The following is a 23416-nucleotide window of genomic DNA, read 5'->3' on the forward strand; positions in this document are numbered from 1 at the left end:
GAAGAGTATGCTATACTTTTAGTAATTGAATGACACTAGGGGTGCTTTTGAAGCTGAGATTATACCCATTGAACCTGAAGCAGTTAGGACTGACGCAGGGAATGTGTAATGGTTTATAAATTTGTACCCGATCGCTTTTTTGTGGTTGGGTTTTCTTATGTATGAATTTCCAAACATAGAAGCCTCCTTTTCATTCTAAATAGGGATAAAGGAGGTTTTTTGTTGCGTTAGAGAAAAAATGTCACTTTTATAGTTTAAGTTGGATGCTGTTTAATCATTTTTTGAAAAGGAGAAATTAAATGACGTTTACGAAGTTAGCAAGAGAAGAAGCGGCAGTATTTTGGGATGGAAGCTTTTCGCATCCGTTTATTCAATCGTTAGCAGCAGGAGATTTAGCCCCAGAGATTTTTCGCTATTATTTACTGCAAGATCGGTACTATCTTGAACATTTCAGTAAGCTTTACCATTATATTGCTGAGCAAACTGATGATAAAGAAATTCAGGCTCAGTTAAACGAAAATGCCAAGAATCTTGAATTGGGTGAGCTAGCAATCCGAGGTGAATTTTTCACTGAATTAGCTATTACTGAAAAGGAGATAGCCGAAACGCCGATAGCCCCAACAGCGTATAATTACGTTTCACATATGTACCGACAGCTGATTGATGGTACACCAAAGACAGCTATTGCTGGAATGTTACCTTGCGCATGGCTATATCAGGAGATTGGTGTACGCTTAATTGAGATGGGTTCTCCCAACCCGTTATATCAGCGATGGATTGAGACATATGCAGGGGAAGAAGCTGCGCAAGGAATTGAAAAGGAGTGTGCACTGTTAGATCGTTTATATCAAGAAAGCGGAAAAGATGAGCAGCGAAAAATGATGGAAGCATTCGTTATTAGCAGTAAAATGGAGTATGATTTTTGGGAAATGGCTCTCACTATAGAAAAATGGTGATAGCAAAACTCGGGATCGTTCATAGTGAACGGTCTTTTTTGTTTGAAAACGATTGACAGACATTCTTTGTGTTCTATAAAACAAAAATTAACACTTGCATTATTAGGAGGGACTAACAATGGTTTCGGGAGCAGAAATGGTTGTAAAAGCATTTATCCAAGAGAATGTTGAGGTATTTTTGCTTATCCTGGTGGACAGGCAATTGATTCATTTGATGCCCTTTATTAATGGGTTAAATTGAAAGAACACCTGAGTAATCATCCTTTTATGAAATAAGGACAATCATTCAGGTGCTTTTTAATCCATTTTTATTCCCTTTAAATACTTACGTAAAGTTTTCAATAGAATCTTCGCTTTTTTAGGATTATTTCCATTTGTTGTTATGGCGATCCCGAAATCTTTTTCCTTCATGAATGCCATATTAAAAAAATTGCTGTTGTCTTGATTCGTTGTATCGTTTACGAGTTGACGTGGGTTGGTTTCATTTAAAATCGCATGATTGACCGCGTCATTATCTGTACAAATAAAAATAACTTGAAAATTACTAGTATCTCCGTATTGAAAAGATCGTTCGCGCAATAAGACTGTACCGTTCTTTTTTTCATTTAATAAGGTGTCTGAGAAGCTTGGTGAAATAACTGTTGGTTTCGCTCCCGCCTCGATCAATGCAGACACTTTTCTAGTGGCTATTTTCCCACCGCCAACAACGAGAATTGAGAATTGTTTAATATCAACTAAAATTGGATACATTCTTCTAGCTCCTTAGCAATCTAATTATAGTGAGTGCTTATCGTTATTTTGTTGAGAGAGAGTCGTCAGACGTTTCTTTTGCTCCAAGCGAAAATAAATAAAATTTGAAAGAAGACCAAAGAAGACAGGCCCCAACAGTAAAGTAGAAAAATTCACGTAATTCCCTAATTTAAGAGGTTCATAAATTTGAAAAGCAATGGCTACAAATATACATATGCAGACACTGATAGAAAGCGAGTAATTAAGACCGCTATTTTTAATCAATAAAGTTTCCTTTGAAATAATTTTCTTTTTTAAAGAAAAAGGAAAGCTGGCAGCAACAATAAAGTAAGGGATTGCTCGGGAAACGTTTGTCATATAGGTCAATTGATTAAATAATTCAGACAGAAAAGTATTGCTGAATGAGAGTAGTCCGATAAACAGTGAGATAAGGATTGCCTGAATCCACAACGCATTTTCTGGCATATCATTCTCATTTAAAGCAGAGAACCTTGGCCAAAAGAACTTAGGCGTACTTTTGATCAAACTCTTTAATGGACCATAACTGATGGAACTAAGTAGACTCAAATAGGCAAGTCCCATAGTCAGTGCAGTGTAGCGAATAAAAAGTTGAACCAATAAATGCGTGTGACCTGCGGATAGCTTAAAGACGGTGCCTAATGATAGAGCCAGCTGCTCCATTACACCATACATTAGATTTCCAAGATGCAAAGAAGTTGTATCTCGAATGGCGCCAATGTTATTTGCACAACTCCACAGGATAATACCACTGACATAGAGTATCAATACAACAAATGAACTGATAATAACTGCTCGAGGAAACCTCTTGCGGCTTTTTTTTGTCTTATCAGCAAGACTAGCAATAGTATCCAGTCCGCCGAAAGCAGTGATCGAAAAAATAAAGAAGGGCAGTTGAGATAATAGTCGGTTTGAAGAACCTTGAAAAAAGCTAGTAACAGATAGGCTATGATTGATATTTCCAATTACTTGTTCAGGATTTTTAGTAATTAGCAATAAGTTGCCAATAGTCGAAAGGAGTAAAAGCCCTACCATGGCATACCCGCTAATGTGTAGAAATCTGAAGATAACTTGAAATCCTCGTTTGTTCATCCAGGTAATAAATAGTACCGAAAAAATTGAAAACACGGCTAGCCAAATTTGTGGCGAAATTCCTAGCCAATCGATTGTGCCAGTAATATCTTTTCCGAAAATAAGGATAGAAATTGGAATCAACAGTTTCATAAATAGGCTGATCATCCAAATAAAGTAACTACTATACCAAAGGAAGACAGTGGTGAAGGCTGCCTTAGGAGAAAGAGACTCTTTTAACCAATCATATATTGCTCCCGAACGATGAGCATATTTTTTTGTATATTGAGCAACAATCAGCGCATAAGGGATAAAGTAAAATAACGCGCTGATAAAAAACCAAATAAGTGATTGGCTTCCCAGCATAAAGAAAGCAGAGATCATGCTGGAAAATGAATACACAGTAGTGGTAATGATCAAAATTAAATTCTGAGAAGCGTTCTTTTTTTTCATCATCTGCTCCTAGCGTCCTTTTCTCCTATCTTATTTTCTTTCAAAAAAAAAGACAAGATGACTTAGGATGGTAAAAAATTGTTTGTTCATAAAAATGAGAGAATGGAAATTGACTAAAAGCTTGTTAAATCAACATTTATCATTCATCTGGTAGAGTCAATAACAATATCTTGCTTTGTTTTTACGAGAAATAACAAATTTTGGCTCAACTTACTTGATCAAATTGAATTTTGTTAATTTGTAAATGAGACTTTAATAAATTCCGTTCAATAAAAGGAACTAAAGGATGATGTAGTAGGGATTAGGCTGGTATTTTATTATAATATTTTGCCCATTCGCTACAAAAAATAGCACAATGCGGCTGAGTTCCCTTGAAAGAACCAGTATCTATGTAAACGTTTGCTATAATAAATGAAAACTTAATAAAGTAATCACTGTGTAAGGGAATGAGGTGAGAATCCTCAACAGCCCCTTTCTACTGTATATGCGGATGAACTCTCAACAGCCACTCTTCGGGAAGGCGAGATAGTAAAGAGATGCAAAGTCAGGATACCTTATATAGAGATTAAGAAATAATTGGATTGGGAAGGTTATTTTGCTGGTTGTCTGTATCTTTTTTGGACAAATAAAACACGGCGAGACCACTTTCGGTCTCGCCGTGTTTATTTTTAAGGAGGGAATTATGATGAAGTACTCTACAAAGAAATTAGCAACATTGGCAATACTCTTGGCTCTCTGTGTGATCGGTGCAAATATCAAAATTCTAGGTTCCATTGCCCTGGATTCTTTTCCAGCCTTTATTGGTGCGATTATTCTTGGTCCTGCAGCAGGCGCATTTTTAGGATTTTTCGGACACATGATTTCTGCCTTACTATCTGGTTTTCCAAATACGTTGCCGATCCATTTGATTATTGCGGTCTTGATGGCAGTCTGTATGTTTTTCTATAGCTGGACGCGTAAAAAATTGTCAAAAAATAAAGTGGTTGCATCGATTGTTTCTATGTTAGTAGGTTATACGATCAACGTACCCCTTGATTTGTTATTACTTTACCCACTAATGGGTCCGGTTGTTTTTATGCTATTTGTCCCTTTAACACTTGCCACAGTAGTTAACTTGTGCTTATCCGAGGTTGTTATTTTAGGCATTCCACAAAAATATAAAGAAGCAATTTTTCTAAAATAAAGAAGAAGCGGAGCCATAATTATGACGGTCAAACATGGTGGGAATATTCAGGAAATTAGTGAAGTTTATCAAAAAGGTATGGAACGGTTAATTGATTTTAGTGCAAATATCAATCCCTTGGGTATTCCCGAAGGCGTTGAACGAGTGATCGCGAATAGTATTACACAATTGATACATTATCCCGATATTCGTTACCAAACACTGATTCGATCAATTGCCAATTTTCATGAAATTTCAGAAGCGTTTATCTACCCATCTAACGGAGCGGCTGAAGCTATTTTTATGCTGGGAAGCACATTAAAGGTGAATAAACTTCTTTTGTTGGCGCCGACTTTTGGAGAATACGAGGCAGCGTTTAGTCAATCAGGGACAGAATTTTGTTATTTCTATTTAGAAGAGCGAAATTTTGAATGGTCGGTTAAGGAACTGATTCAGGTAGCAGAAGCGCAGAAGGTTGATGGTATTTGCCTTTGTAACCCCAATAATCCAGTCGGACAAATTCTTTCTAAAAGGGAACTTGATAAATTATTCGAATTTTGTTGTAAAAATGAAGTGGTACTTATTCTAGATGAAGCCTTTGTAGATTTTACAAAAGAGGAAAACTCGCTCATTTCGTCAATCAATGATTATCCCAATTTATATATTTTACGTTCACTAACTAAAATGTTTGCGATTCCTGGATTACGTTTAGGGTATTTATTGACGAGCAATTTATCCACTTTACATGCAATTAAAAAGAGGTCAATTCCTTGGCATATTAATACATTTGCGGATTTAGCAGGCAGGCAAGCGCTAAAAGAACATAGCTTTATTGAGGAGAGTCAGCGATATATTCAGAAAGAGCGTCTTTTTTTAGAAAAAGGGTTATCTGCTTTTGAAGAGATAGAACTTTTTCTAAGTCAAACAAATTTTTTATTCTTTCGTTATCTAGGCGGCGGATGTCTGTATGAAAGCTTGATTCATAAAAACATAGTGATTCGGGATTGCAGTGATTTTAAAGGATTAACTAAAAAGTACTATCGCATTGCAGTTAAATCCAGAACGGAGAATCAAGTGCTTTTGAATGCATTGGAGGAGATTTTATGAAGGCGGTTGCTTCTTGTCCAGGCTCCTGTGGGGAACTCATTCAAGGATGGTTGGATGATTCACAAAAATTAGTCAGTTATGGAATTAATCGTTTTTCCATGGTTGAAGTAAGTTTAAAAGAAACTTCCAAATCTGGTCATTTAAAAGCCGAAGAAGCTTTGCGACGGACATTGACTTGTTTTGATCTTCCGAGCGAAGTAAGCTCGAGACTTTCACTTACAATAAATTCAGATTTACCAGTTGCCAAAGGAATGGCAAGCAGTACAGCTGATATTGCTGCAACCTGTCAAGCTGTTGCGGCGTTTTTTGGAAAGCAGATTTCAAGAGATCAGATAATAGAGATTTGTTTGGCAATCGAACGAACAGACAGTATTCTTTTTCCAACGCTTACCTTATTTGAGCAAAGAACGGGTTCCATTAGGGAACAAAGCGGCTGGGCTCCTTTGTTCTACGTGCTTGTACTTGAACCGGATGAAACTCTAACAACAGAAGCCTTTCATTCTACTGAAACCGACCGATTGTTCTATCAACAACGCAAGCAATTTCTTGAGGTCCACCAACATTATCAACATGCGGTAAAAATACAATCTTTAAAATTTCTTGGTGAGGCAGCAACTCAAAGCGCTGTTTTGAATCAAAATATCTTACCCAAACCATATTTCTCTGAATTATTAAAGTTTCAGCAATATTTTAAATGGCTGGGTATTAATGTCGCACATAGTGGTTCCGTCGTTGGAATCATGCTGGAAACAGTTGAAGAAATAAAAGAGGCAATACGAGTGATTCAACGGTCTAAGCTCAGCGAATGGTATTCAAGGATAAGTGTACATCATAGCTTTTATGGAGGAGTACAGCTGTTGGAGGTGGGGAGAAACAATGAAAAAATTAATGGTTGCCGCAGTATCCAGCGGGTCGGGGAAAACGACGATAGCACTTGGCTTGATGAACCTCCTGCAAAAGCAGGGGTACAAAATTCAGCCCTATAAGGTTGGCCCTGATTATGTAGATACAGAATACCATACTCGTATCACAGGAAAACATTCACGTAATCTGGACATGTTTTTAGTCCCAAATACCGATTGTTTACGATCGCTATTTGAAAAAGAAGCGCATCAAGCAGAAATATGTGTAATAGAAGGGGTGATGGGTCTTTTTGACGGTTTAGGTGTTGATAAGGACTATTGTTCAAGTGCAGGAATAGCGAAATTGTTGAATTTTCCAGTACTGTTAGTAGTGGATGGCCAATCGGCCTCAACATCTGTAGCAGCTGTTGTAAAGGGCTTTGCAAATTTTGATCCTGAGGTCAATATTTGTGGAGTGTTAATTAATAAGGTGGCTTCCGAAACACACTATCAATTGATAAGAAAAGCGGTTGAAAAATATACGGATATTCCTGTTTTCGGCTATTTAAAGCGTGAGAAAGGAGCAGAACTTCCTTCTAGACAACTCGGACTGATCCCTGATAGAGAAAGTAAGGATGCCACCAAAAAAATACAAAAAATATCTGAATCATTAGAAAAAACTTTTGATTTTAAACGATTAGTAGAATCCTTGTCAGAAGAAGAACTTTCATATAAGGCACCGAAATATCCTCATTATCCTAAAATTACACTCGCTTATGCGCTAGATGAGGCATTCCATTTTTATTATCAGGACAATCTCGAGTTGCTGTCTGAATATGGAGTAGAATTGATTTCCTTTAGCCCAATCAGAGATCGTGAGTTGCCAAGTGCAGACTTGTACTATTTTGGTGGTGGATATCCTGAAGAGTTTGCGGAACAACTCGCTGAAAATTCTTCGATGCGACAAAATATTAAGGAAAAGCATGAGCAGGGAGCATTTATCCTAGCTGAGTGTGGGGGGCTGATGTACTTAGGATCTTCATTTAAAAGTGGAAATGAGTTCTATCCGATGGTGGGGATTTTTGAAGGCGTCAGTGAGATGTCTTCTGGACTCAGAAAATTTGGCTATTGTTACGGAGAAATTGAAAGAGACACTCTGATAGGGAAAAAGGGGACGGTTGTTGTTGGACACGAATTTCACCATTCTGTCTTCAATAGTCAGGAACCTACTGTCTTGAAAATGACCAAAAAAAGAGATGGAGAAGTCATCAAAGAATGGGCAGGTGGCTATCAAAAGAAAAATACTTTTGGGAGTTATCTACATCTCCATTTCTATCAAAACGAGACCTTTCTACAGAATTTATTACAACAAGTGAGGAATGATCTATGACTATTTGGATTGTTACTGCATTTCTGTTAGATCTGTTGATCGGTGATCCTTATAATTGGCCCCATCCAATTAAGTGTATCGGCAATTTCATTGATTGGTTTCAGCGAAGATATACGCAAACAAAAAGTGAAAATGAAAAATATCGCTGGGGCATCCTGTTGTTTTTAGTTACGGTTTTCGGTACTGGTTTGATCACGTATTTCATTCTCAAAATAAGTTTTCTAATTCACCCTTTTTTCGGGACATTTTGCTATGTATATTTAGCCTACACAACATTGGCAACTAAAAGTTTGTCTTTGGAAGGGAAAAAAGTGTATCAGAAATTGACATTAGATACTTTAAATAGCGCCCGAAAACAAGTTGCGATGATTGTAGGTAGAGATACTAGTGAGTTAACGGAAGAAGAAATCACAAAAGCGACAATCGAAACAGTTGCTGAAAACACCAGTGATGGGGTCGTAGCGCCGTTACTCTATCTATTTATTGGGGGACCAGTATTAGCAATGATGTACAAAGCTGTCAATACACTCGATTCAATGGTTGGCTATGTGACTCCAAAGTACCAAGCAATTGGTTGGTTCTCAGCAAAAATGGATGATTTATGGAATTTTATCCCTGCCCGATTAACTTGGCTATTTTTATTAGCTTCGGCCAAATTGCTGAACTTAAATGTGGCGAATGCTTGGGCAGTTGGTAAAAAGGATTGCCGTAAGCATAAAAGCCCAAACAGCGGTTTTCCTGAATCTATTGTTGCTGGTGCTTTAGGAATACAGCTAGGCGGAACACATTGCTATCATGGTGTCGAAATTTATAAACCAACCATTGGTGTAACACTTCGTTCGGCAGAACCTAGGGATATTTTGATTACAAATACGTTGCTATATGTAACGTCAATTTTAAGTCTAAGCATTTTCAGCGGTATAGCAATTTTCTTTACCTATTACTTATTTTGAGAAGAGGGAAACGTGTGGACTATATAAGAAATCCTCAGTTAATTGAATCAAAGAGCTTTACGATCATTCAAGGAATAATTGATCAAGATTTTCCTGACTTTGTTTACTCTTGCCCAGAGGAGGAAATGATTATAAAACGCGTCATTCATACGAGTGCTGATTTTGACTATTTAAAAAATCTCGTTTTTACCAATGATGTTATCACAGAGCTGAAAGATTTTTTCTTAACAGGAAACGGGACAATTTTTACTGACACAACAATGGCGTTAAGTGGAATAAATAAGCGTGTATTAGATAAGTTAACTATTCGTTATGAATGTTACATAGCCGATCCTAAAATATCTGAGCAGGCTAAAAGCAAAGGAATGACTCGTTCAATGGCCGGAATCGAATACGCCGCAAAAAAGGACGGGCCAAAACTATTTGTTATCGGGAATGCACCAACAGCCATTTTCAAATTATTAGAGCTCATCGAAAAAGGAGAGTTAAATGCCGCGGCGGTAATTGGTGTTCCTGTTGGTTTTGTCGGTGCTGCTGAATCAAAGGAGGCATTATTTGAAAGTGATGTTCCAGCGATAGTAGCTAGAGGACGGAAAGGCGGCAGCAATGTTGCAGCTGCGATTATCAATGCCCTATTGTATCAGTTAGTAGAAAGGGAAAACTAATGGGGGAGTTTGTCTTTTATAACGGGAAAAAGTTACGTAAGGGCTATACGACAGGATCATGTGCAACTGCGGCAGCAAGTGCAGCAGCCTATTTTCTTTTTCATGATAAAGCTTACGAAGAAATCAAAATTGAGCTTCCAAATAAAGAAAAGATAATGATTCCAATTCATTCCATAGAAATGAAGAAGGACGGCTGTCAAGCGTTTGTTGTGAAAGATGGTGGGGATGATGTGGATGCTACTGATGGCATGCTCATTGGTGTAGAAGTCACTCGTAATACGACCAATCAACTAATCATTGATGGGGGAGTAGGGATCGGTCGAGTAACAGAAATTGGATTGCAATTACCTGTTGGTGAAGCCGCAATTAACTCGGTTCCAAGAAGGATGATTGAAAGATCAGTACGAAAAATAATTGGCTCGAACACTGGAGCAAAAATCACTGTTTTTGCCCCAGAGGGAGAAGAGATTGCAAAACAAACGATGAATCGTCGGTTAGGTATTAAAGGTGGAATTTCAATTTTAGGTACGACAGGTATTGTCACTCCTATGTCTGAAGAAGGCTGGAAACAATCAATCTCCCTAGAATTAGAGATGAAAAAAAGTCAAGGGGATAACTCTGTAATCTTATGTCCAGGTAATTATGGTGAAACCTTTGCTTTAAAGACATTAAAGCTAAATGAAGCACGAATTGTATCTATGAGTAATTTTGTCGGATACGTATTAAAGGAAATACAACGACTAAAATTTGAAAAAGTACTGATGGTTGGACATCTAGGGAAATTGATCAAAGTTTCTGCGGGAATATTTTCAACACATAGCAGGGATGCCGATGCACGAGCAGAAATTTTAGTGGCCAATCTAGCGCTATTAGGAATGCCTGTGACTCAGCTGCAACAAATTGAACAATGTTTAACGACTGAGGCGGCTGGAGAAATTATTGCTCAAGCAGGGTATGAGGCAGTTTATCAAATTATTGCACAAAAAGTGAAAAAACGTTCCGAAGGGCTATTAAAATATCGTAAACCTGAACCATCCATTGAAGTCGTTTTATTTTCTTCTCAACGAGGATACTTAGCGTCAACCAAATCATTGGAACTGTTGAAGGAGGAATGGAAATGATCACTGTCGTCGGAATTGGTCCGGGCGGAACGCAAGATTACCTCTTTAACAAAGCTCAATCTGCAATTGAGGCAGCAGACCAAATTATTGGAAGCAAACGGCAATTGAAGCTTGTTCCGATTAATAAAAAGAAAAATTGTCAGTTACTCCCAAGTAAATTAGAGGATCTATTGATACTTTTAAATGACTACCAAGACGACAATCTCGTGCTATTGGCTTCGGGAGATCCACTAACTTACGGAATTGGAAAATGGCTGATTCAGCGATTTCCAGCAGAAAAATTAACAATTCTTCCCGGAATTAGTTCTTTACAGTACTTGTTCAATCGCATAGATATTCCCATGGAAGATTGCTTTATTACTAGCAGTCATGGCAGAAGCCCCGACTACTCGATAATTTTTAACTTACCTAAAGTCGGAATTGTAACCGATAAAACAATAGGACCTTATCAATTAGCACAGGAATCAATAAAGTATCCTAAACACTCAATCTTTTATATAGGTGAGAATCTTAGTTATACCGATGAAAAAATCAGATGCTACAAAGCTTCTGATGTGCCAGATGAAGACTATCAAATGAATGCAGTGGTGATAATTAATGAAGGATGATTGTTTCATTCGCGGAAGTGTTCCAATGACAAAAGAAGAGATACGAACAGTTAGTTTAGCAAAGTTACAGTTGGGAGAAGCAGAGACCTTTTTAGATATAGGCACAGGAACAGGCACAATGGCGATTGAAGCTGCTTATTCATACCCTAACTTAAAGGTTACGACAATTGATTCAAATCAAGCTGCTCTTGATATATTGAAGAAAAATCAAAATAAATTTCAATTGACTAATATAAAGAGTGTCCTAGGGAAGGCACCTATTAATTTAACTGAGAGATTCGATGCTATTTTTGTTGGTGGAACAGGAGGAAACTTGTCGGAAATTTTAGAATGGAGTTTTCGACGACTACAAACGGGAGGACGTTTAGTACTAAATTTTATTTTAATCGAACACGCGATCGAAGCGACTAAGTGGCTGGAGAACAAGAATCATTTATATCAAGCCATTCAGCTGCAAGTCGGTCATTATACGAAATTAGGTCAAGGCCATTATTTTAAAGGGCAAAACCCAGTGATTATTATTGAATCGAGAAAAGAGGGATAACCATATGGCAAAAGTACATTTCGTGGGTGCCGGACCAGGAGATCCGGAATTGATTACATTTAAAGGATACCAGTTGCTTAAATCAGCCGACTGTGTCATTTATGCAGGTTCATTAGTAAATCCGGAGCTTCTAAATTATTGTTCCTCCGATTGTCAACTATTCAATAGTGCCACCATGAACTTAACGGAGATTATTGATGAAATGGAACGAGGTATAAAGGCGAATAAAGAAGTTGTCCGCTTGCAAACGGGAGATTTTTCCATCTATGGATCAATTCGAGAGCAAATCGAAGAATTAAAAAAACGCAAAATTGAATTTACTTGTACGCCAGGTGTTAGTTCATTTTTAGGTGCGGCGTCAAGTTTAGGTGTAGAATATACCGTTCCAGAAATTTCTCAAAGTGTAATTATCACACGAATGGCGGGAAGAACGCCTGTGCCAGAAAGAGAGAGTTTACGTTCTTTTGCGCAACATCAAACTTCAATGGTCATTTTTCTCTCGATTCAAGGGATAGAGAGAGTAGTTGAGGAGCTGCTTGCTGGGGGCTATCAAATGAAAAACCCTGTAGCAGTTATTTATAAAGCGACCTGGCCCGAAGAAAAGAAAATTTATGGCACATTAGAAAATATTACAAAAAAAATTGAAGAGACAGATATTACGAAAACGGCGTTGATTATGGTGGGGGATTTCTTAGGAAATGAGTTTTATTACTCTAAACTCTATGATGCATCATTTGCGCATGAATATCGAAATGAGAAAAGCGATGAATAAGCGAGCAATTATAGCCATCACTTCATCGGGAATTAAATTAGCTCGAGAATTACGGGATAGTTGGGATAAAAGTGCGCCTATTTTTGTACCTGAGAATAAAGCTGAAACGGATCTATTGGTTCTTCCTACAGGGAAAGTTTTATCAGGTATTCACGCTCTTTTTTCACAATACGAGGCACTGATTTGCATCATGGCAACGGGAATTGTAGTTCGCAGCGTTGCTGGTGTGTTAGAGGACAAGCGAAAAGATCCTGCAGTAATAGTTATTGATGAGAAAGGCAGACATACAATCAGCCTATTATCTGGGCATATTGGAGGAGGGAATCAACTGACCCTTGAAATTGCCGAAAAATTAAATAGCTGTCCAGTAATAACTACAGCGACAGATGTGCAAGAAGTAACGGCTTTGGATTTACTGAGTAAAGAAATTAATGGCTGGTATGACAATTTTGAGGAGACAACAAAAAAAGTTAACGGCCTTCTAGCCGACCATCAAAAGGTAGGCTTAATACAACATGAAGAATGGATCAAAGATTTTCGAGGGTTAACTCTAATGGAGGCTAGTGACTCAGTGGACGACTTTCAAGCTGTACTGCTTATTTCAGATAAAAAGGAGCAACTTTTTTCTGAAAAAATTATTCAAGTAGTTCCTCGAAGATATGTATTAGGGATTGGGGCAAGAAAAGCACTTGCTTTTCCAATTATTAAGCAAGAGTATCTTAATTTTTGTGAATTAAACAATGTTCATTATCGAAGTATAAAAGAAATTGTCAGTATTGAATTGAAAAAAAGTGAAGCAGGCATATGCCAATTGGCCGAATGGCTTAATGTACCGTTTACAACTTATACTTCAAAAGAATTATCAGCTGTTTCAAAAAAATATCCTCAATCAGAGTTCGTAAAAAAAATAACTGGTGTAGGTAGTGTGAGTTTGGCAGCAGCAGATTTAGCAAGTAATGGACAAGTGGTGACGAAACGTTATGCCGGCCAAGGCGTCACCTTTGCATTGGGAAGGAATGAGGACGACACATGTTGTACGTGGTGGGATTAGGGCCAGGTGAAAAAGGAAAGATGTCGCTTGAAGCGATGGAGGTCATCCGTAAAGTAGAAGTAATTGTGGGGTACACCACATATGTCCGATTAATTCACGAATTAGTCAGTGGAAAAAAAATAATCAGTACCGGAATGAAACAAGAAATCGATCGATGTAAAAAAGCGATTGAGGTAGCAAAAGAAGGAAAAAATGTTGCTGTAATTTCAAGTGGTGATGCAGGTGTGTATGGGATGGCAGGTTTGATCTTAGAACTACTAAGTCAAACGAATGATGAAATTAATGTCAAAATTGTTCCAGGAATTACCGCTAGTATTGCAGGTGCAGCGTTATTAGGCGCTCCTTTAATGAATGACTTTTGTCATATCAGTCTTAGCGATTTGATGACGCCTTGGGAAATGATTGAAAAACGACTGCATGCTGCCGCTAGTGCGGATTTTGTCATTTGTTTATACAACCCTAGAAGTAAAGGTAGACCTAATCATTTAACCAAGGCATTAGAGATCATTCAACAATACAAACCAAAAGAGACCATTCTTGGATTAGCGAAAGATATTGGACGAAAAAAAGAAAAGACAATTCTTACAACAATTGCACAATTAGATGAAACAATGGTGGATATGACAACCGTTGTTTTAGTAGGAAACAAGGAAACCTATATTCACAATGAACGGATGATCACTCCCCGAGGGTACCAATTATGATTTTACTTTTGGGAGGTACCTCTGATAGCCAAAATATTGCAAAAGCATTCAATAAGAATGATATAAATTTCTATCTGTCCGTCGTTTCAGATTATGGTGAAAGTCTTGCAAAATCCGTTGCGGAAAATATTATTAAAGGCCGTTTAACTAAAGCAGAGATGGTGGAATTTATTCAAAATCATCAAGTAAATAAAATTGTTGATGCAACACATCCATTTGCAGAGGAAGTTTCGAAAAATGCGATCTCTGCTTGTGAAGCAACAGCCACTCCTTATTTTCGTTTTGAGCGTCCTTCATTTAGTGCTGAGGGAGTACTCGAGGTAGACTCAGTAAAAGAGGCTTGCCAGAAGGCTCAAGAATATTCAGGAAACATTTATTTAACGACAGGAAGTAAAACGTTAGGAGAGTTTTTAAAATATCTACCTAAAAAGGCGATAATTGCCAGAGTATTACCAACAACCGAAGTCATGAATGCTATTGAAAAGTTGGGATTAATAACTAGTCAAGTAGAAGCAATAAAGGGACCCTTTTCTAGAACGTTGAATCGTGAATTATTGCTTCACAATAAAGCTGGCGTGATGATTACAAAAGAAAGTGGCAACGCAGGTGGTTTTCTAGAAAAAGTCGAGGCCTGTCATGATTTGAATATTCCGTGTATTGTGCTGAGACGTAAAAAGATAAACTATCCGAATAAGTTTTCAACTATTGAAGAGCTTGTTCATCAAGTAAAGGAGTAATGAAATGGTCGGAAAAATTTCATTAGTTGGTGCGGGACTAGGAGATCCAGAGTTGCTAACGGTCAAAGGATTAAGAAAAATCGAACAGGCAGATGTGATTGTATATGATCGCTTGATCAATCCAGCGATTTTAAATGCCTGTAAAATTGCTTGTGAGAAGATTTATGTTGGCAAAAAGCCAAATTATCATCCAGTTCCACAAGATAAGATTGAGGAGATCATGATTGAAAAAGCGAAGTTGAACCTTAATGTCGTCCGACTTAAAAGCGGAGATCCTTATGTTTTTGGTCGTGGTGGCGAAGAGGGGGCATCTCTAAAGAAAGCTGGAATTCCATTTGAGACGATTCCTGGGATTACCTCATCTATTGGTGGGCTCGCTTATGCCGGAATTCCAATTACACACAGAGATTTAGCTGCAAGTTTCCATGTCTATACAGGACATCTAAATAAATCAGATCAACAAGTGGATTGGAAAACAGCTGCGGCGGCAGAAGGAACATTGGTTTTTTTGATGGGGATGTCTAGTTTACAAGAAATTACAAATCAACTGATAAGTCACGGGAGGGATGAAACGACTCCAGCAGCAGTGATTCAGTGGGCTAGTCGCAAACAACAGAAAACAGTAACAGGTACACTTGCGACGATTTTTGAACAAGCTCAAAAAGCAAAGCTGGAGCCACCGAGTTTAATTGTGATTGGGAACGTTGTAAACCGCCGACAAGACTTGAATTTTTTCGAAGAGCGTCCACTTTTTTCATTAAGTATTACAGTCCCTTATTCAAAAAAAAGAAATATGACAAATCGTTTATCAGATTTAGGGGCAGAAATTGTTGAACTGCCAGCAAGTAGTATTCAAATATTTGATGAAAAAATGGAATTTTCTGAGCCTAAAAATATCGTTTTTACAGATCAACTTAGTATTGAGATGTTCATTCGAGCCATGAAAATATGTGGTATCGATTGGCGTAATTTGATGGATTGGTGCTTTATTACAGTAGGTCATCATACGGGGACAGCTATGAAAAGAATAGGGATTTGTCCGGATCATGAGTTTATAGATATACCACAGTGTTTGCAAGAGTTTCAAGTTACTTCTAATACACTATTTTTAGGAGATTCCTTTGAGATAGCGTGTCTGAATGAACAAAGAATCCCAGGCAAAAAGGTGATAAGTCATGAAGAAAAAATTACAGCAGAAATACCTAAGCTGTGGCAAGAAACAGATTTTATGTACTTTCCTAATTCAAAATCTGCTCGATTATTTTTGACGACTTTGTCTACGGAAGAATTAGCGATTGTTCGGAAGAAAAAAGTTGTAGTGATGGGAAATAAGACAAAAGCGATTTTTGAAGACTACCATCTTCCAGTAATTGTGACAAATGAGCCTAGTTATAAAAGTGTGATCAATAAATTAATAGAGGAGATGTAGCAATGAAGCCTGCATTAGTGGCCGTAAGCTTTGGTACAAGTTATCCAGAAACGAGAAAAAACACGATTGAGGCTGTAGAGAAAAAACTAAGTCAAACGTATCCGAGTTGTGATGTTTTTCGAGCTTTTACTTCCGATAAAGTAATCAAAAAAATCAAAGAACAAGAAAAGACAACCATTTTGACAGTAGATCAACAAATGCAACAATTAATTGATAAAGGTTACGAAGAGGTATATGTCCAACCACTACACATCATTCCTGGAAGTGAATATTCTAAAGCACTTCACCAAGCAATGAGATACAAGAATGACTTTAAAAATTTGGAAGTTGGGCGACCGTTATTAAGTGGTATAGAAGATTATCAAAAGGTTATTGCCTGGTTGGATTTATTAGCGAAGAATCTTGATGAAGACGAGGCTTTGGTTCTTATGGGGCATGGAAGTCAACATTCCGCCTTCACAGTTTATTCCTGTTTAGATCATATGTTAATGGAAAAACCTATTTTTGTTTGTGCAGTGGAAAGCTATCCTGAAATTTCTTCATTGATTAAGCGACTGAAAAAAAGCAGCTATAAAAAAATCAAATTATATCCGTTAATGCTAGTAGCAGGAGATCACGCAACAAATGATATGGCTTCTGATGACGAAAATTCTTGGAAATCTCAATTAGAACGAGCTGGATTTCATGTTGAGACATTTCTTAAGGGAATGGGTGAAGCAACTGAAATTCAGGAACTGTTTATTGAACATGCGGCGATGATAACGAAAGGAAAATCTAATGGCTAAATTCTACGGTGTTGGTACTGGCCCTGGCGCATCGGATTTATTGACAATTCGCGGGAAAGAAGTCATTGAACGGGTGGATTGTCTTTACACTCCAGAACCCAAAAAAGGAGGAAAGAGTCTTGCTTTACAAATCGTGACTCCTTATGTAAGAGAAAGAACGATAATTAAGCAACGATACTTTCCAATGGTTAAAGATTGGGATGAAAAGCAAAAGGCTTGGAATGAAATTGCTAAAGAAATTATTAATGATGTTAAAAGTGGTTTAAATGTCGCCTTTATTACACTTGGAGATCCAATGGTTTATAGCACATACAGTTATTTATTGGAACGAATAGCAGATCACGTTGAAACAGAAACAATACCAGGAATTTCATCTTTTAGTCAAATTTCAAATCACTTACAGATTCCTCTAGTCATTGATGAAGAAAGTTACGCCGTATTACCAGCAACAGCAGAAGAAACAACTCTACAAATGGCTTTAGAGCAACTTTCAACAGTAGTATTGATGAAAGTGTCCATTGCCTTACCTAAAGTATTAAAAATCTTAACAAGATTGGATCTTTTGGAACAAACAATACTAGTCAGCGATTCTTCAATGGAATCAGAAAAAATAGTAATTGGCCTAAGCGAGTTGAATCCAGAAGATGATTTATCATATTTCAGCACGATGATTGTTTACAAAAACAGAACGTTGAAAGGATGAGAAAAATGAAGTGGAACCGTAAAACGATGGAAAGACTATTTCTTGCAGTGCTTCTCATGATTTTAATATGGCCTCAAAAGGCTCATGCTATGCATATTATGGAGGGATTCTTACCGCTAGGGTGGTGTTTGTTCTGGTATGCGGCGTTCATTCCCTTTTTTATCTACGGTTTGATCAGCATTCGAAGAACTGTCTCAGATAATCCACAAAACAAAGTTCTGTTAGCTTTTAGCGGGGCATTTATTTTTATCCTATCAGCATTAAAAATTCCTTCAGTAACCGGCTCTACCTCGCATCCGACAGGAGTCGGTATTGGAACGGCTCTATTTGGCCCCGGAGTAATCAGTGTACTTGGCACGATTTGTCTACTTTTTCAAGCCTTACTTCTTGCGCACGGTGGCATAACAACTTTGGGGGCTAATGCTTTTTCAATGGCGGTAGTAGGTCCTTTCGTAGGCTATGGTGTTTATCTTATTCTAAAAAAAATCAATGTTTCACATTCAATCAGTCTATTTTTATGTGCATTCATCGCTGATTTAGCAACTTATTTTACCACGTCGCTCCAATTGGGTCTTGTTTTTCCAGATCCTTCTTCAGGTGTTGTAGGAGCAATTATGAAATTTGTAGGAGTCTTCATGTTAACACAGATTCCAATAGCTATTGCCGAAGGTCTATTAACAGTTGTTGCCTACAATTTGATTTCAGCAAATTTTCCTTTTCAAGAGGGAGGTATTTTGAATAATGGAAAAAAATAAATCTAAAACGAGTTTGAATATTATTCTTTTGGTAGCGGTTGCCATATTAATGATCGGAGCTCTATTAATCAATAAAAATGGAGAATTTGGCGGTTCTGATGGGGAAGCAGAATCGGTTATCACAGAAATCGATCCAGATTATACCCCATGGTTTGATTCACTATTGGAGCCGAAAAGTGGTGAGATTGAAAGCTTGTTATTTACTCTTCAGGGGAGCTTAGGCGTAGGAATCATTACTTATATTTTAGGGTATTACAAAGGAAAAAAGAAAAATGCTGTTAATTGATAAAATTGCTTACGAAAACAGAATGATTGAGATTTCTCCCACATCAAAAAGTATTTTGTATTTATTTTTACTGATTACCTGTTTTTTAACTCGGCCAATCGTTCAAGGAGGATTAAGTATCGTTATTGGAGCAATTTCTATCTATGTTACTAAGATAACTCTAAAAAGGTACCTTAAATGGTTACTTGTTCCCGCTCCTTTTTTAGTGATAAGTATTTTGACTGTTTTATTTTCGTTTAGTTCAAGTTCAAAAGGATTCGTTTTCGAAATCCCATTGTTTAATCACTTTTTAGGAGTAACGCATTCTTCACTTTTAATAGGATTAAAACTTTTCTTCCGATCTTTTAGTTGTTTAGTTTGTACGTATTTCTTTATTCTCACTGTCCCTTTTAGTCAATTGTTAATAGTAATGAAAAGAGCGCACTTTCCAGCGCTGTTAATTGAATTGACGATGCTTATGTATCGATTTATTTTCATTTTTGCGAATGAATTTTTAGTTATTAAGCGAGCACAAGACATGCGGTTTGGATTCAAGGGATTGAAAAACAGCTATCAATCATTGGGCGTTTTGATAAAGATGTTGTTCTTCCAGACATTTGATCGTTTTAACAAAATGATTTTGTCCTTGGAAATGAAATTTTTTGACGGTGACTTTCCACTGTAATACTCAAAATGAAAGAAGGAACCAAAATGTTTAAAGTAACCGATTTATGTATCAGTTACGAAAATCAAACAGATGTATTGCATCATCTTTCTCTGAATTTTAGCGATCATAAAGCTGTAGGGGTTTTAGGTGCAAATGGTTCTGGAAAATCGACTTTATTTGCGGCAATTGTTGGTCTGTTGCGTCCGAATCAAGGTGAGATTATCTATGAGAATCGTCCATTAAATTATAATAAATCAGCATTATATCAATATCGTCAAGAAGTAGGGATTGTATTTCAGGAACCTGAACATCAAATTTTTTACTCTATCGTAGAGGATGATGTGTCTTTTGCTTTGAAAAACCTTGGGATTAAGCAGGCTCAGATAGAAAGTAGAATGAAGGAAGTTTTTTCGCTGCTGAATATTGAACATTTAAAGAAGAAACCTGTTCAGTACTTGAGCTACGGTCAAAAGAAGAAAGTAGCGATTGCAAGTGTCCTGATGCTTAAAACAAAGTGGCTACTGCTAGACGAACCGACTTCGGGACTAGATCCGGCTGGAAAGCAGCAAATGATAGAAATTATTTCTCAACTAATACAGCAAGGAACCAGAATCATTTTATCTAGTCATGACATGGATTTAATGTACGAGGTTTGCGATTACCTATATGTGATTGATAAAGGAACAATTATTCAAGAGGGAAGTTCTGATCAAGTTTTTTTAGATGGAGAATTATTAAAGCAGGCTGGTCTGGAGCAACCTTGGTTAGTAAAAGTACATCAGCAACTAGGGTTTCCACTTGTCAAAAATCAACAAGAATTCATGCAGATAAAACTTGAAGGCGAGGTGAAATAATGGGTAAAAGTTTAATGATTCAAGGGACGGCCTCTGATTCTGGCAAGAGTATTTTGGTTGCTGGCTTGTGTAGAATCTTTCATCAAGATGGATTAAAGGTGATGCCATTTAAATCTCAAAATATGGCGCTTAACTCTTACATTACTCTACAAGGCAAAGAAATGGGACGAGCACAAGTTTTCCAAGCAGAAGCAGCTGGAGTTGAACCAGATGTACGAATGAATCCTGTCTTATTGAAACCAACTTCAGATCGTAAATCACAAGTTATTTTCAAGGGTAAAGTTCTCTGTGATATGGATGCAGTTGAATATCATGAATACAAACCACGACTAATCGAGAAAATTTCTGACTTATATCAAGAGTTATTAAGGGAAAATGATGTGATTGTGCTTGAAGGCGCCGGTAGTCCTGCCGAAATCAATTTAAATAGTCGTGATATCGCTAATATGGGCATGGCTAAAATTGCGGATGCCCCTGTTCTTTTAGTGGCAGATATTGACAAAGGTGGTGTTTTTGCTTCTATTTATGGAACGGTTCATTTATTGGAACCAGAAGATAGAGCAAGGATTAAAGGGATCATTATTAATAAATTTCGCGGGGACATTGCCTTGTTAGATCCTGGACTAAAAATGATCGAGGATTTAACAGATATTCCGGTGGTAGGAGTTATTCCTTATGCGCAATTAAATATTGAAGATGAAGATAGTGTTGCTTTGTCAAAAGTAAATCGTTCATACAACTCTCAAAAAGAATTAGATATTGCAGTAATCGGATTATCTAAAATGTCTAATTTTACAGATTTTAAGAGCTTAGAAAGTGAACCAGATGTCTCTGTTCGATATGTTTTTCCTGGAGATAAGTTGGGCAACCCTGACATAGTTATTTTGCCGGGAAGTAAAAATACTCTTGAGGATTGTTTGTACTTGAAGGAATCAGGATTAGCAAAAGAAATACAACGTGTTCGTACGGAAGGTAAGATGATTTTCGGTATTTGTGGTGGGTTTCAATTATTAGGGAAGATGCTGCATGACCCTCAGCAAATTGAGTCTACTCATGGTAGTCTCCAAGGACTTGGATTGTTAGATACAGAGACTTATTTTGAATCCCAAAAAACGACCACTAGAGTAGAGGCCAAAATTGGAGAAACAATAATTAACGGCTACGAAATTCATATGGGCAGAACAGAAAATTATGAACAGCAGTACTTCGCCCACGTTTTCTCTGAAAATGGTAAGAAGACTTCAAAATATGATGGCGCTATTAGCTCGGATAAGCTTGTTGTCGGAACGTATCTTCATGGAGTATTTGATAATACTGCTTGGAGACGTTCGCTGTTGAATCAAGCTCGAGAAGTGAAGGGATTGCAACCAATCAAGGAAATTGCTGTACCTTACGATGAGTATAAGAATCAACAGTATGACAGATTAGCAGATTTGATTCGCGAAAATGTGGATTTAGAAAAAATTTATCAAATTATTAGTCAGGAGGAGGTGTCCGTATGAGTATTTATACGCGATACGGAGATCAAGGCTTTACTCGGCTAGTTGGTGGTGGCAGGGCAAAAAAGAATGCTCCTCGTGTTCAGACATATGGGGCTATTGATACGCTGAATGCTCAAGTTGGATTGACGATTGCGGGCTTAGAGAAAGAAGATTTATTATATGCTGAACTAGTCCAAGTTCAACAATGGATTTTTGATTGTGGTAGCGATTTTGCCACTCCTGAGGAAAAACGTCCATACAAAGTTGAAGCAAAACTAATCAAATGGCTTGAAGAGAAGATTGATTTATATTGGAGTAAATTGCCAAAGATTAATCAATTTATTTTGCCGGGAGGAACTGTTGCAGCCGCAAATTTACATCTTTGTCGTTGTTTCACTCGCGAGGCTGAGCGGAATGCTGTAGATTTATTCGAGCATCAGGAAGCTGTAAACATGGAGGCGTTGAAATTTTTGAACCGTTTATCTGATTACTTTTTTGTATTGGCTCGATGGGTCAATAATCAGGCTGGGCAATCAGAAATTTTTTATGAAAATAGTGTCTCTGTGTTTAATAGAAAAAAATGATTCAGAAGAGAGCTATCTGAATGAAAGAAGGATGAGAATGAAGAAGCTGAAAGTAGGAACGCGAGGTAGTAAGCTAGCGACGACACAAACAAAACAAGCTCTAGCTATTTTTAAAAAGTATAACCCGAATGTAGAGGTAGAACTTGTAAAGATCAAAACCAAAGGGGATCATTTGGCTACCCACAACTTGCAAGCGATTGGTGGGCAGGGCTGTTTTGTTAGAGAATTGGAATATCAACTTCGTGTTGGAAATATTGATTTTGCTATACATAGTTTGAAGGATATTCCTACGACGATACATGATGAACTGATTCTCGCTTGTGTGATGAAGCGTCATTCACCAACGGATGCTCTTATTATCAAGGAAGTCGGATATACCTTGAACTCTTTGCCTAGAAATGCTGTGGTTGGTACAAGCAGTCTACGCAGAAAGGCACAGCTCTTACATGCTCGTCCAGATTTTAACATTCAACCAATAAGAGGAAATATAGATACTAGAATTCGCAAAATGAATGAGGGTCAATATGATGCCATTGTGTTGGCCTTAGCAGGATTAGAAAGACTGGGCTTGGATCAAAGTGTTTATCACCAAGAACTTTCGCCTGAAATTATGCTGCCAGCCATTGGACAAGGGGCCATAGCTTTGGAATGTCGCAAAGATAACAAAGAAGTACTAACCATGCTCAAAAAAATGGAGCACAAAGAAACAGCTATAGCAGTAACAGCAGAGCGAGCTTTTTTAAATAGCATGGATGGCAGTTGTACTTTTCCTGTAGGAGCCTATAGCCTTCCAAAAGCCAACACGTATGAATTAACAGGAATGATCGGTAGTGAAAATGGGGAAATTATTCTAAAAGAAACGATGCAGGGGAATGATCCAGTAATTTTGGGGAAAGCTGTAGCGGCCAAAATGATCCAGCAAGGTGCAATTTCATTGATTGAGGAGTGTAAAAACGATCAAAAAGAAACTTTTATACACTAGAGAATCA

The 23416-nt window shown here is 37.5% G+C and carries 27 protein-coding genes and 2 riboswitches; of the genes, 25 read left to right on the plus strand and 2 right to left on the minus strand.

Going from position 1 to position 23416, the window contains the following annotated elements; translation table 11 throughout:
• The first annotated feature begins 27 nt into the window (after positions 1-27).
• Positions 28-119, plus strand: a riboswitch (TPP riboswitch).
• Positions 120-299: 180 nt separating this feature from the next.
• Both tenA and IGI50_RS06260 read left to right on the plus strand, forming a co-directional pair.
• Entirely contained in the window at positions 300-956 is a 657-nt protein-coding gene (gene tenA / locus IGI50_RS06255) for a thiaminase II (protein ID WP_438776497.1), read from the plus strand.
• Between the two features lie 118 nt (positions 957-1074).
• Positions 1075-1197, plus strand: a complete 123-nt coding sequence (locus IGI50_RS06260) for a hypothetical protein (protein ID WP_010744564.1) — start codon at positions 1075-1077, stop codon at positions 1195-1197.
• A gap of 56 nt (positions 1198-1253) precedes the next feature.
• Here the strand turns inward: IGI50_RS06260 and IGI50_RS06265 are convergent, their stop codons facing one another.
• Positions 1254-1706, minus strand: a complete 453-nt coding sequence (locus tag IGI50_RS06265; protein ID WP_311855094.1) for a precorrin-2 dehydrogenase/sirohydrochlorin ferrochelatase family protein — start codon at positions 1704-1706, stop codon at positions 1254-1256.
• A gap of 24 nt (positions 1707-1730) precedes the next feature.
• Complete coding sequence (locus tag IGI50_RS06270; RefSeq protein ID WP_438776498.1) at positions 1731-3248, minus strand: amino acid permease; 1518 nt, start codon at positions 3246-3248, stop codon at positions 1731-1733.
• Positions 3249-3626: 378 nt separating this feature from the next.
• Positions 3627-3818, plus strand: a riboswitch (cobalamin riboswitch).
• Between the two features lie 112 nt (positions 3819-3930).
• Between IGI50_RS06270 and IGI50_RS06275 the strand changes: the two genes are divergently transcribed.
• From IGI50_RS06275 to hemC, 23 genes are read left to right on the plus strand one after another with little or no spacing between them, the layout of a single operon-like run.
• A complete protein-coding gene (locus IGI50_RS06275; RefSeq protein ID WP_218257129.1) occupies positions 3931-4431 on the plus strand; it encodes an ECF transporter S component in 501 nt (166 codons plus the stop codon).
• Positions 4432-4452: 21 nt separating this feature from the next.
• Complete coding sequence (cobD, locus tag IGI50_RS06280; RefSeq protein ID WP_438776499.1) at positions 4453-5517, plus strand: threonine-phosphate decarboxylase CobD; 1065 nt, start codon at positions 4453-4455, stop codon at positions 5515-5517.
• Positions 5514-6503, plus strand: a complete 990-nt coding sequence (locus IGI50_RS06285; protein ID WP_438776500.1) for a GHMP family kinase ATP-binding protein — start codon at positions 5514-5516, stop codon at positions 6501-6503. The genes cobD and IGI50_RS06285 overlap by 4 nt, the downstream gene beginning before the upstream one ends.
• The gene (locus tag IGI50_RS06290; protein ID WP_438776501.1) at positions 6394-7749 is read left to right on the plus strand and encodes a cobyrinate a,c-diamide synthase; all 1356 of its coding nucleotides are present in this window, start codon (positions 6394-6396) and stop codon (positions 7747-7749) included. Before IGI50_RS06285 ends, IGI50_RS06290 begins: the two co-directional genes overlap by 110 nt.
• A complete protein-coding gene (gene cbiB, locus IGI50_RS06295) occupies positions 7746-8702 on the plus strand; it encodes an adenosylcobinamide-phosphate synthase CbiB (protein WP_438776502.1) in 957 nt (318 codons plus the stop codon). Before IGI50_RS06290 ends, cbiB begins: the two co-directional genes overlap by 4 nt.
• Positions 8703-8716: 14 nt before the next feature.
• Complete coding sequence (locus IGI50_RS06300; protein WP_438776503.1) at positions 8717-9367, plus strand: cobalt-precorrin-8 methylmutase; 651 nt, start codon at positions 8717-8719, stop codon at positions 9365-9367.
• Positions 9367-10488, plus strand: a complete 1122-nt coding sequence (cbiD, locus tag IGI50_RS06305; protein ID WP_438776504.1) for a cobalt-precorrin-5B (C(1))-methyltransferase CbiD — start codon at positions 9367-9369, stop codon at positions 10486-10488. The genes IGI50_RS06300 and cbiD overlap by 1 nt, the downstream gene beginning before the upstream one ends.
• The gene (locus IGI50_RS06310; RefSeq protein ID WP_438776505.1) at positions 10485-11096 is read left to right on the plus strand and encodes a cobalt-precorrin-7 (C(5))-methyltransferase; all 612 of its coding nucleotides are present in this window, start codon (positions 10485-10487) and stop codon (positions 11094-11096) included. Before cbiD ends, IGI50_RS06310 begins: the two co-directional genes overlap by 4 nt.
• Before the next feature lie 25 nt (positions 11097-11121).
• Positions 11122-11640 (plus strand): decarboxylating cobalt-precorrin-6B (C(15))-methyltransferase, encoded by a 519-nt coding sequence (locus IGI50_RS06315; protein ID WP_438776506.1) that lies wholly within the window; start codon positions 11122-11124, stop codon positions 11638-11640.
• 4 nt (positions 11641-11644) lie between these two features.
• The gene (locus IGI50_RS06320) at positions 11645-12412 is read left to right on the plus strand and encodes a cobalt-precorrin-4 methyltransferase (RefSeq protein ID WP_438776508.1); all 768 of its coding nucleotides are present in this window, start codon (positions 11645-11647) and stop codon (positions 12410-12412) included.
• Positions 12405-13463, plus strand: a complete 1059-nt coding sequence (locus IGI50_RS06325) for a cobalt-precorrin 5A hydrolase (protein WP_438776510.1) — start codon at positions 12405-12407, stop codon at positions 13461-13463. The genes IGI50_RS06320 and IGI50_RS06325 overlap by 8 nt, the downstream gene beginning before the upstream one ends.
• Complete coding sequence (gene cobJ / locus IGI50_RS06330) at positions 13442-14167, plus strand: precorrin-3B C(17)-methyltransferase (protein ID WP_218257140.1); 726 nt, start codon at positions 13442-13444, stop codon at positions 14165-14167. The genes IGI50_RS06325 and cobJ overlap by 22 nt, the downstream gene beginning before the upstream one ends.
• The gene (gene cobK, locus IGI50_RS06335) at positions 14164-14904 is read left to right on the plus strand and encodes a precorrin-6A reductase (protein ID WP_438776512.1); all 741 of its coding nucleotides are present in this window, start codon (positions 14164-14166) and stop codon (positions 14902-14904) included. Before cobJ ends, cobK begins: the two co-directional genes overlap by 4 nt.
• Before the next feature lie 4 nt (positions 14905-14908).
• Positions 14909-16333 carry a uroporphyrinogen-III C-methyltransferase gene (gene cobA / locus IGI50_RS06340; RefSeq protein ID WP_438776513.1) on the plus strand — a complete coding sequence of 475 codons (1425 nt, stop codon included), beginning with the start codon at positions 14909-14911 and terminating at the stop codon, positions 16331-16333.
• Positions 16334-16335: 2 nt separating this feature from the next.
• On the plus strand, positions 16336-17118 hold the full coding sequence (locus IGI50_RS06345) for a sirohydrochlorin cobaltochelatase (RefSeq protein WP_438776514.1): 783 nt from the start codon (positions 16336-16338) through the stop codon (positions 17116-17118).
• Entirely contained in the window at positions 17111-17821 is a 711-nt protein-coding gene (locus tag IGI50_RS06350; RefSeq protein ID WP_218257144.1) for a cobalt-factor II C(20)-methyltransferase, read from the plus strand. Before IGI50_RS06345 ends, IGI50_RS06350 begins: the two co-directional genes overlap by 8 nt.
• Before the next feature lie 5 nt (positions 17822-17826).
• Positions 17827-18576: an energy-coupling factor ABC transporter permease gene (locus IGI50_RS06355; protein WP_218257145.1), complete on the plus strand. Its 750-nt coding sequence runs from the start codon at positions 17827-17829 to the stop codon at positions 18574-18576.
• Positions 18563-18862, plus strand: a complete 300-nt coding sequence (locus IGI50_RS06360; RefSeq protein ID WP_438776515.1) for an energy-coupling factor ABC transporter substrate-binding protein — start codon at positions 18563-18565, stop codon at positions 18860-18862. Before IGI50_RS06355 ends, IGI50_RS06360 begins: the two co-directional genes overlap by 14 nt.
• Before the next feature lie 22 nt (positions 18863-18884).
• Positions 18885-19526 carry a cobalt ECF transporter T component CbiQ gene (gene cbiQ / locus IGI50_RS06365; protein ID WP_438777574.1) on the plus strand — a complete coding sequence of 214 codons (642 nt, stop codon included), beginning with the start codon at positions 18885-18887 and terminating at the stop codon, positions 19524-19526.
• Between the two features lie 26 nt (positions 19527-19552).
• Entirely contained in the window at positions 19553-20362 is an 810-nt protein-coding gene (locus IGI50_RS06370) for an ATP-binding cassette domain-containing protein (RefSeq protein ID WP_438776516.1), read from the plus strand.
• Entirely contained in the window at positions 20362-21864 is a 1503-nt protein-coding gene (locus tag IGI50_RS06375; RefSeq protein ID WP_438776517.1) for a cobyric acid synthase, read from the plus strand. The genes IGI50_RS06370 and IGI50_RS06375 overlap by 1 nt, the downstream gene beginning before the upstream one ends.
• Positions 21861-22427, plus strand: a complete 567-nt coding sequence (locus tag IGI50_RS06380) for a cob(I)yrinic acid a,c-diamide adenosyltransferase (RefSeq protein ID WP_218257150.1) — start codon at positions 21861-21863, stop codon at positions 22425-22427. Before IGI50_RS06375 ends, IGI50_RS06380 begins: the two co-directional genes overlap by 4 nt.
• Positions 22428-22464: 37 nt before the next feature.
• A complete protein-coding gene (hemC, locus tag IGI50_RS06385; RefSeq protein WP_438776518.1) occupies positions 22465-23409 on the plus strand; it encodes a hydroxymethylbilane synthase in 945 nt (314 codons plus the stop codon).
• Positions 23410-23416: the final 7 nt, after the last annotated feature.

This window comes from Enterococcus sp. DIV0170, from assembly GCF_051710765.1.
GTDB lineage: Bacteria > Bacillota > Bacilli > Lactobacillales > Enterococcaceae > Enterococcus_A > Enterococcus_A raffinosus.